Source organism: Solidesulfovibrio carbinoliphilus subsp. oakridgensis (assembly GCF_000177215.2).
Classification (GTDB): domain Bacteria; phylum Desulfobacterota; class Desulfovibrionia; order Desulfovibrionales; family Desulfovibrionaceae; genus Solidesulfovibrio; species Solidesulfovibrio carbinoliphilus.
In genome coordinates, this window is the sequence record NZ_CM001368.1 from 3763735 (window position 1) to 3781340 (window position 17606).

13 protein-coding genes are annotated in these 17606 nt (G+C 68.7%); 10 read left to right on the forward strand and 3 right to left on the reverse strand.

Features of this window, described 5'->3' with window-relative positions; translation table 11 throughout:
- Nucleotides 1–5: 5 nt before the first annotated feature.
- Nucleotides 6–611, forward strand: coding sequence for a histidine phosphatase family protein (locus DFW101_RS16475; RefSeq protein WP_009182653.1), 606 nt, complete (start codon nt 6–8; stop codon nt 609–611).
- Nucleotides 608–1768, forward strand: coding sequence for a glycosyltransferase family protein (locus tag DFW101_RS16480; RefSeq protein WP_009182654.1), 1161 nt, complete (start codon nt 608–610; stop codon nt 1766–1768). The genes DFW101_RS16475 and DFW101_RS16480 overlap by 4 nt, the downstream gene beginning before the upstream one ends.
- On the opposite strand, the gene DFW101_RS16485 is transcribed toward DFW101_RS16480, so the two are convergent.
- Together DFW101_RS16485 and DFW101_RS16490 are read right to left on the reverse strand one after the other, a co-directional pair.
- The gene (locus DFW101_RS16485; RefSeq protein WP_009182655.1) at nt 1749–2429 is read right to left on the reverse strand and encodes an FkbM family methyltransferase; all 681 of its coding nucleotides are present in this window, start codon (nt 2427–2429) and stop codon (nt 1749–1751) included. The genes DFW101_RS16480 and DFW101_RS16485 overlap by 20 nt on opposite strands.
- Nucleotides 2426–3985, reverse strand: coding sequence for an ATP-binding response regulator (locus DFW101_RS16490; protein ID WP_009182656.1), 1560 nt, complete (start codon nt 3983–3985; stop codon nt 2426–2428). Before DFW101_RS16490 ends, DFW101_RS16485 begins: the two co-directional genes overlap by 4 nt.
- A 273-nt stretch (nt 3986–4258) precedes the next feature.
- Between DFW101_RS16490 and DFW101_RS16495 the strand changes: the two genes are divergently transcribed.
- From DFW101_RS16495 to DFW101_RS16530, 8 genes are all read left to right on the forward strand, one after another.
- Nucleotides 4259–5473: an ammonium transporter gene (locus DFW101_RS16495; RefSeq protein ID WP_009182657.1), complete on the forward strand. Its 1215-nt coding sequence runs from the start codon at nt 4259–4261 to the stop codon at nt 5471–5473.
- Nucleotides 5474–5493: 20 nt separating this feature from the next.
- A complete protein-coding gene (locus DFW101_RS16500) occupies nt 5494–5832 on the forward strand; it encodes a P-II family nitrogen regulator (RefSeq protein WP_009109315.1) in 339 nt (112 codons plus the stop codon).
- A gap of 155 nt (nt 5833–5987) precedes the next feature.
- Entirely contained in the window at nt 5988–8705 is a 2718-nt protein-coding gene (locus DFW101_RS16505; protein ID WP_009182658.1) for a [protein-PII] uridylyltransferase family protein, read from the forward strand.
- 132 nt (nt 8706–8837) lie between these two features.
- Nucleotides 8838–9491 (forward strand): peroxiredoxin, encoded by a 654-nt coding sequence (locus tag DFW101_RS16510; RefSeq protein WP_009182659.1) that lies wholly within the window; start codon nt 8838–8840, stop codon nt 9489–9491.
- Complete coding sequence (locus DFW101_RS16515) at nt 9488–9742, forward strand: hypothetical protein (RefSeq protein ID WP_009182660.1); 255 nt, start codon at nt 9488–9490, stop codon at nt 9740–9742. Before DFW101_RS16510 ends, DFW101_RS16515 begins: the two co-directional genes overlap by 4 nt.
- 97 nt (nt 9743–9839) lie before the next feature.
- Nucleotides 9840–10511 carry a YkgJ family cysteine cluster protein gene (locus DFW101_RS16520; RefSeq protein ID WP_009182661.1) on the forward strand — a complete coding sequence of 224 codons (672 nt, stop codon included), beginning with the start codon at nt 9840–9842 and terminating at the stop codon, nt 10509–10511.
- Nucleotides 10508–12913 (forward strand): penicillin-binding protein 1A, encoded by a 2406-nt coding sequence (locus DFW101_RS16525; protein WP_009182662.1) that lies wholly within the window; start codon nt 10508–10510, stop codon nt 12911–12913. Before DFW101_RS16520 ends, DFW101_RS16525 begins: the two co-directional genes overlap by 4 nt.
- 747 nt (nt 12914–13660) lie before the next feature.
- The gene (locus tag DFW101_RS16530; protein ID WP_009182663.1) at nt 13661–14170 is read left to right on the forward strand and encodes a hypothetical protein; all 510 of its coding nucleotides are present in this window, start codon (nt 13661–13663) and stop codon (nt 14168–14170) included.
- Between the two features lie 67 nt (nt 14171–14237).
- Here the strand turns inward: DFW101_RS16530 and DFW101_RS16535 are convergent, their stop codons facing one another.
- Nucleotides 14238–17372, reverse strand: coding sequence for a hypothetical protein (locus DFW101_RS16535; protein ID WP_009182664.1), 3135 nt, complete (start codon nt 17370–17372; stop codon nt 14238–14240).
- Nucleotides 17373–17606 lie beyond the last annotated feature (234 nt).

Here is a 17606-nt window from a genome sequence, read left to right on the forward strand (position 1 = left end):
TTTCCATGCCGCAAGCCGTCTTTTATCTCCTGCGCCACGCCGCCACCCTCTGGAACCTGGGAAAACGGATCCAGGGCCAGTGGGACAGCGAACTGGCCCCGGCCGGCAAGGCCAGGGCCGGCGAGCTGGCCCCGTCCCTGGCCGGACTCGGCCTGGCCCGCATCCTCACCAGCGACCTCGGCCGGGCCAAGGCCACCGCCGGCATCCTGAACCTGGCCCTGCGCCTGCCCGTGACCCTGGACCGGCGGCTTCGCGAACAGCATTTCGGCGAGTGGACCGGCCGGTACTGGCGCGACATCCCGGCCGACGCCCTGGCCGCCGCCGAGGCGGCGGGCTGGAATTTCACCCCCCCCGGCGGCGAGTCGCGGGCCGAGGTCCGCCAGCGGGCCGAACACGCCCTGGTGGACGCGGCCCGGGCCAACGCCGGCCGCAGCGTCCTGGTCGTCACCCACCAGGGCGTCATCAAGGCCGTGCTCTACCACCTGCTCGGCCGGGCCTTTCTGCCGGACGAGCCGCCGGCCTTCGATGTCGGCCGGGTGCAGCAGATCGTGTGTCGGGGCGGCTCCCTGTCGGTCGGGGCCCTGGACATCGTCCTGCCGGATAGGCCGTGAAAATAGCGGTCTACTGCCAGCATGTCCTTGGCATGGGGCACCTTTTCCGCACGCTCGAAATCGTGGCCGCCCTGGCCGGGCACGATCGCCTGCTGGTGGTCGGCGGGCCCGAGACCCCGGCCGCGACGCCGCCGGGCGTCGCCGTGGCCCGGCTGCCGGCATTGTCCATGGACGCCGGGTTTTCCGGCCTGACCCTGGCCGGCGAAGCCCTCGACCGGGTCAAGGCCGACCGCCGGCAACGGCTCCTGGCCGCCCTGGCCGGATTCGCGCCGGACGTCTTTTTCGTGGAACTCTATCCCTTCGGCCGCAAGGCCTTCGAATTCGAGCTGGTGCCGGCCCTCTCCGCCGTGCGGCGGGGGGATTTCGGCCCGTGCCGGGCCGTGTGCGGGGTGCGCGACATCCTGGTCGAGAAAAAGGACCAGGCCGCTTACGAGGCCCGGGTCCTCGACCGGCTCGGCCGGTATTTCGACGCCGTGGCCGTGCACGCCGACCCGGCGCTCATTCCCCTGGCCGCCACCTTTGCCCGGGCGGCCGAGATCCCTGTCCCGGTCCGCCACACCGGCTACGTGGCTCCGGCCGTGGCGGCCGGCGGCCGCCACGGGGCGGACGTGCGCCGGGAACTTGGCGTGGCGGGGGATGCGGAATTCGTGGTGGTGAGCGCCGGCGGCGGCAAGGTCGGTTCGGAAATGCTGCTCGCGGTCCTGGCCGCCTGCCGGGACCATCCGCGCCTCTCCCGGGCGGCGGTGCGGGTCTTTTCCGGCCCCTTTTGCGAGGACGCGGCCTTTGCCGCCATGGAGCGGGCGGCAAAGGCCCTCCCCGACGCCCGGGTGGCCCGGTTTGCCCACGGCTTCGCCGCCATCCTGGCCGCCGCCGACCTGTCGGTCAGTCTGGCCGGCTACAATACGGTCATGGCCCTGCTCGCGGCCGGGACCCGCGCCCTGGTCCTGCCCTTCGACCAGAACCGGGAGCAGCGGATGCGGGCCGAGCGGCTGGCCGGCCTCGGCCTTTTCGGCCTCCTCGATCCGGCCGATCTGGCTCCGCCGGTCCTGGCCGGGCGCCTGGCCGCCGCCCTCGACGCCCCGCCGCCGCCCAAGGCGGCCGTGGACCTGGACGGGGCGCGAAAGACCGCCGCCTTCCTCACCGGTCTGGCCGGCTGACCGGCCGGCCAGACCGGCCGGCTCCCTGGCGCAGGAACACGGCGTCCCCGGAGACGATCCTGCTCTCGCTGTCCCGGTAAAAATCGTACATCCCGTCGAGCGCCAGCCCGAACTCCGCCAGATAGGCCTCCACCTCCGGCAACAGGGCCTGCCCCGCGTAGAGCGGGTAGGCCAGCGCCATCTCGGCCACCACCGCCGACACTCCGCCCAGAAGTCCGGCCGCGCCGCGAAGGGCCGGCAGTTCGTAGCCCTGCAAATCGAGCTTCACCACGTCGGCCCGGGACAGCACGGCGTCCAGGCGTGCCACCGGCACCGCGAAGGAATCCATCACCGCCAGGGCCTGGCCCGCGTATTTGTCGTGGATGCCGGACGGCGGCAGCAGCGAGGACAGGGTCGGCCGGGAAAGGACCGACAGGGTGAGGGTGTCGGCCGTTTCACCCAGGGCCAGGGCGTGGATCGTGACGCGCGGGTCGCCGGCGAAGCGCTTGGCCAGTTTCCGGGCCAGGCGCGGCTGGGGCTCGAAGGCGTGCAGCCCGGCCCCGGGCAGGACCTCCAGGATGCGGGCCGCCACGTTGCCCTTGTTGGCCCCGCCGTCCACCACCACCGGCTGGCCGGGCAGGGCCACGCCGGCCAGCCGGTCGAGCCAGGCCTCCCGGGTCATGGCCGCTCCAGGGGGCTGCGTCCCGCGTCCGGGGGCCCGTTTGCGGCGGTGTCGTCGTTGTCGTCAAAAAGGTCGTCCTCCCCGTTGGCGGGGAGTGGCTGGTCGGAAGACTGGCCGAGGGGCAGCTGCACGGTGAAGGCCGCGTCCGGGCCGATCTGGGAAAAGGTCAGGGAGCCACCCATGTTTTTGACAATCCGGTAGGACAGCGGCAGTCCCATCCGTTCCTCGCCCTCCTCGAAGGGCAGGAAGAGGAGCTCGGGCTCGGCCACGGGCCGGTCGGCGGCAAAGGCCACGTCCAGGTGGCCGAACCGGGCGTGGCGCGAGGAGGCGAGGACCACGCGGCCGCCCTGGGGCAGACGCCTCGCCGCGTAGCGCACGAGGCTGGTCACCACCTGGGTGAGGAGTTCCGGATCGAGTTGCAGGTCGGGCAGGCCGGGGGCGGGCCGGAAGTCGGCGGCAATGCCCCGGGCCGAGAATTCCGGGGCCAGGAAGTCCAGGGCCGTGGACACGATGGCGTTTAGGGCGCAAAGGCGCGGCCGCAGGTCCACCGGGTGGAGGTAGGAGCTGATCCGGTCGAGAATGTCCTCGAGCCGCCGGGCTTCGGACAGGATGATGGCCGCCTCGCGGTTTTCGGGCATCCGGGCTTGCAAGCGGTGGGCGAAGCCGGCGATGGAAAAAAGGGGGTTGCGGATTTCATGGGCCACCTCGGCCGAGATGGCGCCAAGGGTCTTGAGCTTTTCCTCCTGGACCACGAACCGTTCGAGTTCGACCCGGTCGGTGATGTCGACCACGATGCCTTCGATGGACCCGTCCGCGTCGGGCGGGATGGCCCGGCCCGGCCGGCCCGGACCGGCCGACGGGATGGCCCGCAACAGGGCATGGATGGTGGCGCCGTTTTTGTGGACGAACCGGCATTCCTCGGTCCGGGACCGTTCCAGGGGCGGAAACCCGCCGGTCAGGCGCGAACCGATCCGCTCCCGGTCGTCGGGGTGCAGGCGCCCGAGGAACCAGTCCGGCGTGCCCAGGGCCTCGGCCCGGGAAAAGCCGAGGAGCGGACGGCAGAACTTGTTGATGAACGTCACCTCGAGGCTTTCGCCGAGGACGAAGACCAGCAGCGGCAGGTTCTGCACCAGGTTGAAATAGCGGGTTTCGGCCAGGCGCACGGCCCGGGCCAGCCGCCGCCGTTCGAGCACCGCTTCCAGGGCGTGGCCGAGGAGGTCGAAGCTGACGATGGGCTTTTGCAGGTAATCGGCCGCGCCCATGCGAAAGGCCTGGACGACGCCCGCGATCTCGTTCTGGCCGGAAATGACCAGGACCGGCGGCTGTTCGCCGCCTTCCCGGCCAAGAGCCTCGAGCACGCCAAACCCGTCGAGGCCCGGCAGGCGGAGGTCCAGGAGCACGGCTTGCGGCCCTTCGGCCCGGATCACGTCGAGGCCCGTGCGTCCGTCGGTGGCCTCGAGCACCGCGTAGCCGGCCGTCGCCAGCCAAAAGGCGATGGCTTGGCGGACGTCGGCGTCGTCTTCGACCACCAGGATTTTGGCTTTTTTGTCGGACATGGGCAGGCTCCGGAAGGGACTGGCTCTTGTCCCAAGGATAGCGCATTCCCGGGGGACTTGCCAGGGTCGGGCGGGGCGGCCGGCCATTTTCGCCTGGGGCTGTCTTTTTATTGTTGCAAAAATGTCAAGATCCTTCTAGGACAGTTTTGCCGCGCCGGCCGGGCAGGGCCGTCCGACCACTGGAGAGGGGTCGGACAGGGGGTTCGCCCGGCGGATGGAAGCGCGGCGCTGGCAAAGTCGCATTGTACAAAAACGTTACGAGAGGGGGAAACCATGAACGCGGCAGATACCGCCTTCGTGCTCATTTCGGCGGCCCTGGTCATGCTCATGACGCCGGGCCTGGCTCTGTTCTACGGTGGCATGGTCCGGGGAAAAAACATCCTCGGCACGCTCATGCACTCCAACATCCTGCTCGGCACGGTCACCGTCCTGTGGGCCATCGTCGGCTACTCCCTGGCCTTTGGCGGGGACATCGGCGGCCTGATCGGCAACCTGGACTTCGTGTTCCTCAAGGGCGTCGGCACCGCGGCCAAGGAAGGGATCGACAACATCCCGCACCTGGCCTTCATGATCTTCCAGTGCATGTTCGCGGTCATCACGCCCGCGCTGATCACCGGCGCCTTTGCCGAGCGGATCAAATTTTCCGGCTTCCTGCTTTTCACCTCCCTGTGGCTGGTCCTGGTCTACTGTCCCATGGCCCACTGGGTCTGGGGCGGCGGCTGGATGGCCAAGATGGGGGCCCTCGACTTCGCCGGCGGCGCGGTCGTGCACATGAGCTCCGGCGCCTCGGCCCTGGCCGCGGTCCTGTACCTCGGCCGCCGGCACGGCTACGGCAAGCAGTCGTTTATTCCCCACAACCTGCCGCTGACCATCCTCGGCGCGGGTTTGCTCTGGTTCGGCTGGTTCGGCTTCAACGCCGGCAGCGCCCTGGCCGCCAACGGCCTGGCCGCCTCGGCCTTCGTCACCACCCACCTGGCCGCCGCCGCCGCGGCCGTCAGCTGGATCGTGGTCGAGTGGATGCACCGCGGCAAGCCGACCACGCTTGGCATGGCCTCGGGCGCGGTGGCCGGCTTGGTCGCCATCACCCCGGCCGCCGGCTACGTCGAGCCCATGCCGGCCATCCTGATCGGCCTGGTGGCCGGCGGGCTGTGCTACGGCGGCGTGCTGGTCAAAAGCGTGTTCAAGTACGACGACGCCCTGGACGTGGTCGGCATCCACGGCCTCGGCGGCACCTTCGGCGCCCTGGCCACCGGCCTTTTCGCCACCAAGGCCGTCAACGAGCTGGGAGCCGACGGCCTTTTCTACGGCAACCCCGGACAGCTGTGGATCCAGTTCGTGTCCGTGGCCGCCACCTGGGCGTTCTGCTTCGTCATGACGCTTATCCTCTTTAAAGTCGTGGACTTGATGGTCGGTATTCGGGTAAGCCAGGAAGACGAGATCAAGGGTCTCGACGTCAGCCAGCACAGCGAAGTCGGCTATCAGCTCTAACGAGGGGAGAGGAGCGCGCCATGAAAAAGATCGAAGTCATCACCCGGCCCTACAAGCTCGATGAGATCAAGGAAAAGCTTACCAGCATCGGCATCAAGGGCATGACCGTTTCCGAAGTCAAGGGTTTCGGCCGCCAGCGCGGCCACACCGAAGTCTACCGCGGAGCCGAGTACCAGGTCGATTTCGTGCCCAAGGTCAAGATGGAGCTGGTGGTCGAGGACGGCGTGGCCACCGAGGTCATCAAGGCCATCCAGGCCGCGGCCCAGACTGGCGAGGTCGGCGACGGCAAGATCTTCGTCACCACCGTGGACGAGGTCATCCGCATCCGCACCGGCGAGACCGGCAACGCGGCCGTCTAGGGCCTTTCGGTCCGGCCCCGGTCCCGCCGGACCGTCCGCGAAAAAACAACGGCCGGGGCATCCCGCCCCCGGCGGAAAACCCGCTTGACGACCGGGAGGAAGGCCAGAAAGGTCCTTCCTCCCGGTTTTTCATGCAAGGGAATCGGAGTGCCGGCATGGCCGCAACCGACAGGCCGCCAAGCGCGGCCCTTCTCGTTGAGGGCAAAAGCCTCCTCGACGCCGCCCTGGCCGCCGGGCAGGTGGACGTCGCCTATGTGGCCGCCCTGTCCGACGTCTACGACCGCTATTTCCGCGAACGCCTGGACGAATACGGGGCCGGCTGTCCGGACCCGTCGGGGTTCGCCCTGGTCGCCGTGGGCGGCTACGGCCGGCGCGAACTCTGCCCGGCCTCGGACATCGACGTGCTCGTGGTCTTCGGCGGCGAATCGTCGCCAGACGCGCCCAACGGTCCAAGCGCCCCAAAGGGCCCGGAGGGTTCGGACACATCCCAGGCGCCCGGAATGTCGGGTGCGCCGGAACTGGCCCGGTTCCTCTTTTTTCCGCTCTGGGACCTCGGGGTCGAGCTCGGCCACGGGGTCCGCACCATCGGCCAGTGCCTGGATCTGGCCCGAAACGACTGGCAAGTCCTGGCCTCGTTTCTGGATCTCCGCTTCCTGGCCGGGGACCGGGCCGTCTGCGACAGCCTGGCCGCCCGCCTGGCCGCCGACGTCTTCCCCGCCCAGGCCGCCGGGTTCGCGGGCTGGCTGGCCCGGGGCAACGAGGAGCGCAAGGCCGCCCACGGCGACGCCGGCGGCATGCTCGAGCCGAACCTCAAAAACGGCCTGGGCGGCCTGCGCGACGCCCATCAGGTCCGGTGGCTTCTGGCCCTGGACCGGGACCGGGACCGGGACGCCCGGGTGCTGGCCCCCGAACTTGCCGCCCTCGGCGAGGACGTCCGCTTTGTCCTCTCCGCCCGGATGCACCTCCACCGCCTGAGCGGCCGCAAAAACGACAGGCTCTATTTCGAGTTCCAGGAGCGCCTCTCGGAAGCCCTGGGCTTCGGGGCCCGGGGCGACCGCAAGGGGGTCGAGCGGTTTCTGGCCCGGCTCTTGCGGGCCATGGCCGACATCAAGGCCCTTCGCCTCTCGGCCTGGCCGCTTCTGGCCGGGGCGGTCGGGGCCATCGATCTGGCCGCCCCGGCCACGATCGTGGCCGGCGGCGTGGAGCTGGCCCCGGAGGGGCTTCGTTTCGCGCCCGGGCTCTCCGACGCCGCGGCCATGGAAGGGGTCTTCGACCTGCTTTTGGCCTGCGCCACCTCCGGCCGGGCCCCGTCCCACGACACCCTGCGCCGGCTGCGGGCCATGGCCGGGGAGCTTGGCCGGCTGGCCGGGGTCTCGCCGCGCACCGGCCGGCACCTCTACGACAGCCTGGGCGAGATCATGATGGCCGACGTCACGGGCCTGGCCATGGACGCGGCCATGACCACCGGCATCCTGCGGGCCGCGCTGCCGGAATTCGCCCGGGTCGAGGACATCGTGGCCTTCGACATCTACCACATCCATCCCGTGGGCCGGCACAGCCTCGAAGCCGTGCGCCTGTTGGCCGAGGTCCGGGCCGGGGGCGAGGGCCGCTACTTCGAGCTCCTCTCGGGCCTGCCCCGGCCGGAGCTGGCCTTCTGGGGACTGCTCCTCCATGACGTCGGCAAGGGCCTTGGCGGCGGGCATGCCGAAAAGGGGGCCGAGCTGGCCGAGGCCATGCTGGCCCGCCTGTCCGCCCCGCCGGAAGCCCGGCACACCGTGGGGGCGCTCGTGCGCGAACACCTCCTTTTGCCCGACACCGCCACCGGCCGCGACCTGTCCGACCGCGACGTGGTGGCCCGGGTGGCCGGCCGGGTGGCCACGGTCGAGCGGCTCGACATGCTGACGCTCATTGCCCGGTGCGACGGCCTGGCCACCGGCCCCCAGGCCTGGACCGGCTGGAAGGAGACCCTCGTCTTCGACCTCTACGCCAAGGTCCGCTCCACCATCGAGCAGGGACGGCTTTTCGGGGCGAGCGACGCCCGGATCATGCTGGCCACCCGCGACCGCCTCCGGGACCTGGCCCGGGGCCGGATGGCCCCTGAAGCCCTGGAACAGGCCCTGCTCGCCATGCCGCCCCGCTATCTGGTGGCCGAGGAGCCGGAAACCATCATGGGCCACCTGGCCTTGCTCGCCGAGCTCGACGCGGTCGAGGCCGAGGGCCGGCGCATGCGTCCGGGCGGCCGGGGCCAGGACGTGGCCGCGCTCTCCCACGAGGCCCTGCCCGCCGCGGACGGCTTCCGGGTCACGGTGGCGGCCCGAAACGTGCGGGCCCTTTTCGCCACCGTGGCCGGAGTCCTGGCCCTGCACGACCTGTCGATCTGCGACGCCGACGTCTTCGTCTGGGACGGCGGGGTGACCATCCTGTCGCTGACGACCGGCAATCCGCCGGACGTCCTCTATGCCGACGAGGTCTTCGCCCGGGTGTCCCGGGCCATCCGCTACACCCTGTCGGGCAAGCTCTTCCTGGCCTACCGGCTGGCCAAAAAACGGGCCTCGTTTCTCTCCCGGCCGCCGGCGGCCGGCCCCCGGACCCCGCCGGTGGTCCTCCTCGACAACCGGGCCTCGGATCTGTTCACGGTCATCGAGGTGGCCTGCGACGACCGGGTGGGGCTCCTTTACGACATCGCCCGCACCCTTTACGAACTGCGCCTGGAAACCCATCTGGCCAAGGTCATGACCCCGGCCGGCCGGGTCCGGGACGTCTTTTACGTGCGCGGGGCCGACGGACGGCGGGTGGAGGACCCGGAACAGGCCGAGGAGATCAAGGCCGCGCTCCTGCACCGCCTGGCCGACGACCTGTGCGCCCTGCACTGACCGGTTTTCCGAGCGCGGCACTCAGAATTGGAGGCAAAGCCGCCCAAGCTTGACGCCGGACGGCGAAGCGGCGATACCTTGGGCCATCAGAGGCGTAAAAAGGCCGCAAAGTGCGGCCGGCAAGGAGCCTTCATGACCGACTGCGCCGCCCTGCCGGGCCAGCCCCGCATCGGCGAACCGGCCCCGGATTTCGAGGTCGAGACGACGCAGGGCATCCTGCGTCTGGAAGACTTTCGCGGCAGCTGGCTGGTGTTCTTCTCCCACCCGGCCGACTTCACGCCGGTGTGCGCCACGGAGCTGATCGCCTTCGCCGGCGTCCGGCAGGATCTGCGCCAGCTCGGCTGCGAGCTGCTCGGCCTGTCGGTCGATTCCGTCTTTTCCCACATCGCCTGGGTCCGGTCCCTGGAGGCCAGGTTCGCGGTCACGGTGGATTTCCCCCTGGCCGCGGACACCACAGGCGAGGTGGCCCGCCGCTACGGCATGCTCATGCCCACGGAATCGCCGAACGAACCGGCGCGCCTGACCTACGTCATCGACGACCGCCAGATCGTCAGGGCCTTTGCCGCCTATCCCATGACCACGGGCCGCAGCGTGGACGAGATCCTGCGCCTGGTCGCCGCCCTGCGGACCACCGACGCCCACGGCGTGGCCACCCCTGCCGGCTGGAAGCCGGGCGAGTCCGTGCTCGCCCCGCCGCCCCGGACCCAGGCCATGGCCGAGGAACGGGCCAGGGCCGGCGGCGCGGACTGCCCGGACTGGTATTTTTGCAAAAAGGAGACGTCATGACGTCCGATATGTACGACGCCGACGAAAGCGTTGCCGCCATAAAACCCGACGGATCCCTGACCCAGACGGCCAAGGACATTTTGCGGATCTGCGAGCCGCCGGCCACCGAGGAGGACATCGCCCGGGGCCTGGTGCGGCATTTTTCCCAGGTCCAGCCCATGGTTCGGGACATGCTCCACCTGGGCCTTTTGGAGGATGTCCACGGCCGCCTGGGGCTGACGGTCCTGGCCCGGGAGAAGCTGTCGGCCTAGACCCGCGCGCCCGCCGCCGCCTTCGGGCCGGCGTCGGGCGCGCCGGGCCCGACGCGCCCGGCCCGGGCCGCCCTTTACGGCCGGGGATGGCGGTATTATGGTTGCCGGGGATGCCGGCACGTCCTGGGCAATGGCCCTGGCGGTTCCGGCGCGCCGGGAGGTCGCCGTGAACGCCATGGACCGGCCGGGGGATATCCCCGCGCCGCTTGAGTTGGATATATGCAGCCGCTGCGCCGGGTGCGGACCCACGTGCTGCGAGCTTTCGCCGGGCCAGGAGGAGCTGTGCTTCCCCGTCTCGGAGATGGAGCGCCACCGCATCGTCGAGCAGGTGGGGCTCTCTCGCGGCGCGTTCACCCCCGAACCCAACTCCCGGGCCTTCCTGGCCAACCTGCGCCACCTGTTCCCCCGGGAGGGGCAGGCCCTGGAACTGCTGTTCCCTGATGCCGGCCGGCATCTGCGCCTGTCGGTCACCCCGGCCGGGCGGTGCGTTTTCCTGCGGGCCACGGGTTGCCGCTTGCCAAGGCCGGCACGGCCGTATTATTGCCGCCTCTTCCCGTTCTGGCTGGCCGGCGGCCGGGTGACGGCCTTTGCCGCCGCCGGGTGTCTGGTCCACCGCCAGGGTCGGACCGTGGCGGGAATGCTGACACTCCTTGGCTCCTCGGAAGCCCGCGTACGGGAGCTGCATGGCCGCTTGCGCCTGGCCTGGGGGCTTCCACCCCGGGAAGGCATGCCTTTCGTCACTCCCTCCCCAGCGAGATTTGGCACGTGAAAAAGTTCGTCATCCTTTTCGTCCTCTTGCTCTTTGTCGGCCTGCTCTCGGGCGCGGCCGGCCTGATCGGCCTCTACTACTGGGCCTCGAGCGATCTGCCGAGCTTCCGCAAGATCACCGACTACCGGCCGCCCCTGGTCACCACCGTCTATACCCGGGACAACAAGATCCTCGGCTATTTCTATTCCGAAAAGCGGTTTCTGGTGACGCTTTCGGAAATGCCCGACTTTCTGCCCAAGGCCTTCCTGGCCGCCGAGGACGCCACCTTCTACCAGCACGAGGGCGTGGACATCACGGCCATCGGCCGGGCCATGATCAAAAACCTCCAGCGCGGCGGCATCAAGCAGGGCGGTTCCACTATCACCCAGCAGATCATAAAGCGCCTGCTTTTGTCCTCGGAAAAAAGCTACAAGCGCAAGGTCAAGGAAGCCATCCTGGCCTACCGCCTGGAAAAGTACCTGACCAAGGACGAGATCCTCACCATCTACCTGAACCAGATCTACCTGGGCTCCCGGGCCTACGGCGTGGAGGCGGCGGCCAGGACCTATTTCGGCGTCCACGTCACGGACCTGACCATCGCCCAGGCGGCGCTCCTGGCCGGCCTGCCCCAGGCCCCGACCCGCTACAGTCCGTTCCGCGATTTCGAGTCCGCCAAAAACCGCCAGCGCTACGTCCTCGGGCGCATGCTGGTCCAGGGCTGGATCACCAAGGAACAGCACGACGCGGCCGTGGCCGAGCCCCTGGTCTTTAAAAGCATGCCCGACCCGTCCTGGGAAGTGGCGCCTTTTTACCTCGAAGAGGTCCGCCGGGAGCTCATCGACCGCTTCGGCGAGGACCAGATCTACAACGGCGGCCTGCACGTCCACACGGCGGTTGACATCAAGCACCAGGAGGCGGCCGAGCGGGCCCTGCGCGACGGCCTGGTCGCTTCGGAAAAGCGGCGCGGTTACAAGCCGGCCCTGGAAAAATTGGAAAAAGAGAAGTTCGAGGATTTCTACGCCCACAGCAACGTGCCGGAATCGCTCCTCGTCCCCGGCCGCTGGGTCAAGGCCCTCGTCCAGGAGGTCACGGGCCAGGGGGCGGTGGTCCGTTTCGGCGACAAGTATGGCCTCATCCCGGCCGACGAGATGAGTTTTGCCAAGGGCAAGGTCGAGGTCGGGGATCTGGTGTGGGCCTCGATCCTGGCCGTTCCGGACAAGGCCGGCCCGGCCAGGGCCGTGGCCGACCCGGCCGCCGCCCCGGCCGCCGCCTCCGCTGCGGCCGCCGCCAAGGGCGGCAGGAAGGCCAAGGCCGCCGAAGCGTCCGCCCCGTCCGCGCCGTCCAAACCCGGCCGGCCCATGTGGAAGCTCGCCATGCAGCTCGAGCCGCGCATCGAAGGCGGCCTGGTGTCCATGGATCCGCGCACCGGCGAGGTCCTGGCCTGCGTCGGCGGCTTCTCTTTTGAAAAAAGCCAGTTCAACCGGGCCACCCAGTCCTTTCGCCAGCCGGGCTCGTCCTTCAAGCCTGTGGTTTATTCGGTTGCCATGGACAACGGCATGACTCCGGCCACCGTGGTCATGGACGGCCCCTTCTCCTACCGCGACCCCTGGAGCGGGCAGGTCTGGACGCCCGGCAACTACGAGGGCGACTACGGCGGGCCCATGACCATCCGGTCGGCCCTGGCCAAGTCCAAAAACCTCGTCACCGTGCGCGTGGCCCAGCAGGTGGGCATGAAAAAGATCGTGGAGCGGGCCCAGGAACTGGGCCTTCGCGGCGAATTCGTGCCCTACCTGCCCGTCAGCCTCGGGGCCGTGGCCGTCAACCTCCTCGACATGGTTCACGCCTATTCCGCCTTCGCCCGGGACGGCTCGACCATCACCCCGCGTTTCATCCTGGACGTCAAGAGCCCGTGGGGCGAGGAAATCTTCGTCAACAAGCCCGAGATCAAGCAGGTCCTCACGCCCCAGACCGCCTACGTCATGGACTGCCTGCTGAAAGAAGTCGTCCGCGCCGGCACGGCCACCGCGGTCAAGGTCCTCGGCCGGCCGCTGGCCGGCAAGACCGGCACCACCAACGACTTCCAGGACGCCTGGTTCATGGGCTTTTCCCCCTACCTGCTGACCGGCTGCTACATCGGCTTCGACCAGCCCAAGTCCATGGGCAAGGGCGAAACCGGCGGCCGGGCCGCGCTGCCCATCTGGCTGTCCTACCGCAAGGCCGTGGAAGACGACTACCCGGTGGAAGACTTCTCCCGGCCGCCGGGCATCGTCATGGGCACCGTGGACGGCGTGGCCATGGCCTTCAAGGAAGGCACCGAGCGCGGCTCCATGGCCATCATGGACCAGGAGCAGGAAAAGGCGTTTTTCACCGACCCCAACGCCCCCCTCGGCAAGGGCGAGGACCTGCTCAAGCAGATGTTCTAATTCTATGCCTCCGGGCCTCCGGCGGCCGGGGCGCCGCCCCGGACCCCGCCGGGGCGCTGCCCCGGACCCTACCAGGGCGCTGCCCCGGACCCCCCGGAAAGGGGTGGGCCAGGGTGGCGGATGCGTTTGTGGGCGGGCCCAGGCGGCGATATTCCGCATGGTTCCCTGTGTGACTCCCTTGCCGCTTTCCCTCTTTTTTGTCTGCGCCGCCTGAAGCGGCCGCATTTTTCCTTCCTTCCGTCTGCCAGACGGCCCGCCCGTTGCGGTCGTCGTCCTCCCTTCGATCGTTTGTCCAAGCGTTTCCGGCTTGCAGCGAAGGCGCCTTTCGGCGCCTGTCGGGCCTGGCCGGCGAGCCACCCTGGCCGCAGGCAGGGCCTTGCCTGTCCCTTTCCCGATCTTCGCGGCTCCAAATCCGGCTCCAGGCCGTACCGGCCGCCTTGGCGACGCATCCCCGGCCCGGATGTTACAGAAGACTGTAATAAAATTCTCTTGTATGGAAATTGCATTGCAATAGGGCAATGGGAAAAAGCTTCCACCAGGATCATGATGGCATTGCGCTAATGGTGGGGACGGACGTTGCGTCCAGGAAAGAACGCCGTTGGAAAGCAGAAAAGATCGAGAATGGCCCGACGAGAAAAGTTCCCAAAAGGTTACAGATAAATTATAATTTTTTATCCATAAAGACTTCCGTAGTGCGGCCGATATGCTTGAGGCAGGCAATTTTGCCCGGTAACCAAGGAGAAACCTATGTCCACCGATCTTGTCGGCCTCAACTATGCGTCCAATACGACGACGACCGCGTCCGGACTCCTGAATGGAACCGGCTCCACGTCCGGCACGAGTTCCACCTCCTCCCTCAACGCCGGAGGCCTGAGCATCCAGGGCGATGGCGGGGACGAGAAGAAGTTTTCCCAGGGTGCGGAGATGATGCAGAAACTCAAAGACCTGCAGGCCTCGGACCCGGACAAGTTCAAGGAGGTGGCCCAGACCATTTCGGACAAGCTGACCGAGGCCGCCAAAAACAGCACCGATTCCAAAGCGTCCGACATGCTGACCAAGATGGCCGACAAGTTCGCCGGCGCGGCCAAATCCGGCGACATGTCCTCCCTGACCCCGCCCCAACAGCCGGCAGCCGGGGCCGGGCCCCAGGCCCAGGCGGCTATGAAGTACGCCGAGGCCGGGGGCACCAATCCCATGGAACAGCTCGACAGCGTCATATCGAGCGCCCTGTCCGGCGTGGAGACGACTTCGGCGTAAGCCGCCGCACACGATGTTCCCCGCCGCCGGGCCTTTGCCGGGCGACCGGCGGCGGGGGGCGGTGCGGTTACAGCCCGCCCACGGACCCTTCGAAGCCAAGAAACGTGTTTTCGCGGCTGAGCGCCTCGGCCGGCGGATGGCGTCGGGCCAACTCCTCGAGGTCGTCCAGATAGCGCTGCCAGTTGCTCAAATAAAACGACAAGGCCGGCGCGAACTTCCTGCCCACCAGACCGTCGATGAAAAGGCGACTGATCTCCTTTTCCCGCTTGAGGACCAGCTGCGACAGCAAAAAGACCCGCCGTTCCTCCAGGGTCATGGCCCGGATCGCCTGGTCGAGGACCGTGCGCGCCCGGGGCTGGTACATCCAGAAATAAAGAAAATCCAAGGCATTGACGATGACGATCTTGTCCAGGTCGCGGTTTTCCGAGCCGAGGGCCGAGATGAACGCCTTGGGCGTTTCCAGGAGCTTGGCCACGTCCTCGCTCGGATAAAGCGTCTCCAGCAGGGAATAGGTGTCGTAGAGCTGGCGGATCTTGGCGCGGTAGTCGCGAAGCCGCATTCGCACGTACCGGCCCCGGTCGGCCAGGCCCTCGATGCCGGCGGCCACGCAGTCCGAGGCGAATTTGGACACGATGGCGGCAAAGGGTTCGAGGTCCGCCGCCGGGTCCGCCACCCCGGCCTTCCAAAGGATCCAGGCCAGGCCCTGGTTGAAGCCAAGGGCCAGGGGGATCGACAGGACCGAGCGGAAGAGGTTGCCGACGGCGGCGGATTGCGGCAGGCCCCGGAAAAGGTTGTGGCTGGCCAGATAAAGGCCGTTGGCCAGGGCCATGGCCGCGAACAGGGCCAGCGGGTTGGTCGCGGTGGTGATGCCGAGTCCCTGGTCGAGGAGGACGGTCCGCACCAGGATGTCGAGGAGCGGCACGGAAAAGCCGGTGAAAAGAAGCGAGTCCGCCAGCCGGTCGAAACGCACGTAGTCTTTCCAGGTGAGAAGCGGGCTGCCGCGAAATCCGCCGCAGCCAAGGACCGCCTGGAGGACGTTTCGAAGGCCGGTGATGCCAAACCAGATGAAGGGTCCCAGCCAGGCCAGCACCCACCAGGAATGGACCGTGGCGAACGAGGCTGCGGCCACGACGAAGCCGACCAGGATCTTGAGCGTGTTTTTGAGCGTGCCGTTTACGGTGCGAACGGTGAGGCGGGGCGGCCGCCCGACCGCCGCGGCCTCGGCCTGGAACCGTTCGCTGGCCTTGGGCTGGACGCCGCCCAGGGTGTGGATGTTGGCGGTCGCGGCCGTGGCCTTGTACGGCCGCTCCCGGACCCAGGACAGCCGGCTCCGGTAGCCGGCCAGCCGAAACCCGGGCAGCTCGCGCAGGAACCGGAAAAACCGGGCCGAAAGCGGGGAGGCGAATTCGTCCGGCAGGGTGGTGACGCGGGGGCTGACCATGAGGCCGACCGGGATGGCCCGGCGAAGGCTCAGCCGGGGGTGCTTTTCGCGCCGGGCCAGCCGGTTGCGGGCCCGGCTGGTCAAGGTGTCCGCCACCACGAGCCCCATGCCGTGGCTGCGGGTGGACTGGCCCGTGGAGTCGGTGCCGATGCGCGAGCCAAGTGCGTGCTTGCGGTAGGCGGCGACAAGGGACGCCACGGCCGGGAGCAGGGCCCGCAGCCGGGCCGCCTTGTCCGGATCGCCGCCCGGGCCGTCCAGCCGGTCGGCCGTCCGCACGATCAGGCGTTTTAAGGCCACCACGTTGCCGGTGTTGACGATGGAGAGCAGCGCCAACGTTTCGCCGGTATCGTGGCCGGTGGTTTCGAAGACCCGGAGGTTGAAGATGTCGCAATGGGTGATGGCCCCCTTGCAGGCGAAAAGGACGGAGAGCACGTCGGCGAGGGCCATTTCGGCCGTGACCAGGGTCAGCCGGTTGTCGCAGTGGAGCGCCGCCATCTCCTCCACCAGGGCGGCGGGCGAAAGGGCCAGCCGCTCGGGCAGGGTTTCGCCGGGGCCGGCCTCCTCCGGGAGCGGGATGCCGGGGTTGGCTTCGGGCGACAGGTAGGTTTCGAGCAGGGCCTCGGTATCCAGGGCGTCGCGTTCGGCCAGAAAGGCGCACGAGTCCGGGCACTTCCCGGCCGCAGCCAGGCTTTCGGCCGCCCGGGCGTCCAGGAAGGGCTGCAGGTTGTCGTGGATAAACCGGGCCAGGTGCAGGATGCTCGCCTGGCCCGCGCCGACGAAGGCCAGGAATTCCTCGGGGTCGAGCGGCGGCAGGGCGAACCCGTGGCGTTCGTTGATATCGAGGCGGTGGCGGTCGTTGAAGGCGGCAAGCACTGCCAGCACGTGGCGCTGCCACCGCAACGACAGGTCGAACCCCTGGCGCATGAAGGCCCGCACCCCGGGCCGGGCCAAAAACTGCGAAAAATCCTCCGGCTGGGACAGCCCGCGCGGCGTCCAGATGATCTTGACCAGCCGGCCCTCGTGCCGGGCCAGGCACTCGATGCCGATGTCCACGGCCATGTCCATGATGGCGGCGGCTTCGAGCAGTTCGGCCGCCGTCTCCTGGCGCACGAAGTGGTAGTGGATGACGGTCAGCCGGCGGATGCCCTTGATCCAGGCGTCCATGATGAGATGGGTGGGGGATTTGCGGCCCTTGGTGTTGGCGTCGTGGATGTGGTCGTCAAAGGCGTCCTGGTTCCAGGCCTCGGGCATTTCGAGCAGGTGGAATTCGGCCAGGAGCCGCCGCACCGTCCGGGGCTTGCCGGTCACGGCCAGACGGAAGTCGTGGGCCAGCTCCAGTTGGCGGCGCGGATTGTCCCGGGTCCGCACCAGCTCCTTCATGATCTGCAGGAGCACCCGGGCGGTGTTTTTTTCCAGGCCCGATTCGGCCGTGGCCGTGACCTCGTCGCGAAGCGAGCGCAGGGCCGTCAGCCGATCCCCGGCCAGGCCCGCTTCCAGGGAGCCGAGCAGGTGGATGGTGGCGTAGGCGATGCGCAGCCCCCGGGGCGCGGCCATCTCCTTGATGCCGTGGGGATGGAGGTAGGGCGCGAGCAGGCGTTTGAGGCTCGAGGAGCCGCCACGGGCCAGGACGTCGTCGACGATGCGCAGCAGCGCATGGTCTTCCCGGTCGAAACACAGGCGGGAGAGGAGGCCGGCCGGGGCGCCGGGCCGGGGGGTGCCTCGGCCGGCCGGCTCGGGCAGGGGCGGGAAAGAGGTGCCCAATGCGGGATGCTCCTTTGTAACCATCTCGTATTTCTTATAAAAGAAGTATCCGGCCGAGCCCTTTGCCGTCAAGGGCCACCCTGGATCGGCGGGCGGCCAGGCTTTCTCGGCCCGCCTGCCGGGGTTCTCCCGCCAAGGCGGGCGGATGCGGCCGGGGCTCGTTCGAGTTTGCTTGGCCTGGCGAACGGATTTTGGTAACATGCAATGCCACGGTGCGGCTCCCGGGCCGGCCGG

What these genes read in the sequence shown, in the direction of transcription:
- DFW101_RS16485 (WP_009182655.1), bottom strand. Translation starts at nt 2,429, where the DNA reads ATGACCCGGGAGGCCTGGCTCGACCGGCTGGCCGGCGTGGCCCTGCCC.
- DFW101_RS16530 (WP_009182663.1), top strand. Translation starts at nt 13,661, where the DNA reads ATGTCCACCGATCTTGTCGGCCTCAACTATGCGTCCAATACGACGACG.
- DFW101_RS16495 (WP_009182657.1), top strand. Translation starts at nt 4,259, where the DNA reads ATGAACGCGGCAGATACCGCCTTCGTGCTCATTTCGGCGGCCCTGGTC.
- DFW101_RS16510 (WP_009182659.1), top strand. Translation starts at nt 8,838, where the DNA reads ATGACCGACTGCGCCGCCCTGCCGGGCCAGCCCCGCATCGGCGAACCG.
- DFW101_RS16475 (WP_009182653.1), top strand. Translation starts at nt 6, where the DNA reads ATGCCGCAAGCCGTCTTTTATCTCCTGCGCCACGCCGCCACCCTCTGG.
- DFW101_RS16515 (WP_009182660.1), top strand. Translation starts at nt 9,488, where the DNA reads ATGACGTCCGATATGTACGACGCCGACGAAAGCGTTGCCGCCATAAAA.
- DFW101_RS16490 (WP_009182656.1), bottom strand. Translation starts at nt 3,985, where the DNA reads ATGTCCGACAAAAAAGCCAAAATCCTGGTGGTCGAAGACGACGCCGAC.
- DFW101_RS16500 (WP_009109315.1), top strand. Translation starts at nt 5,494, where the DNA reads ATGAAAAAGATCGAAGTCATCACCCGGCCCTACAAGCTCGATGAGATC.
- DFW101_RS16505 (WP_009182658.1), top strand. Translation starts at nt 5,988, where the DNA reads ATGGCCGCAACCGACAGGCCGCCAAGCGCGGCCCTTCTCGTTGAGGGC.
- DFW101_RS16520 (WP_009182661.1), top strand. Translation starts at nt 9,840, where the DNA reads ATGGTTGCCGGGGATGCCGGCACGTCCTGGGCAATGGCCCTGGCGGTT.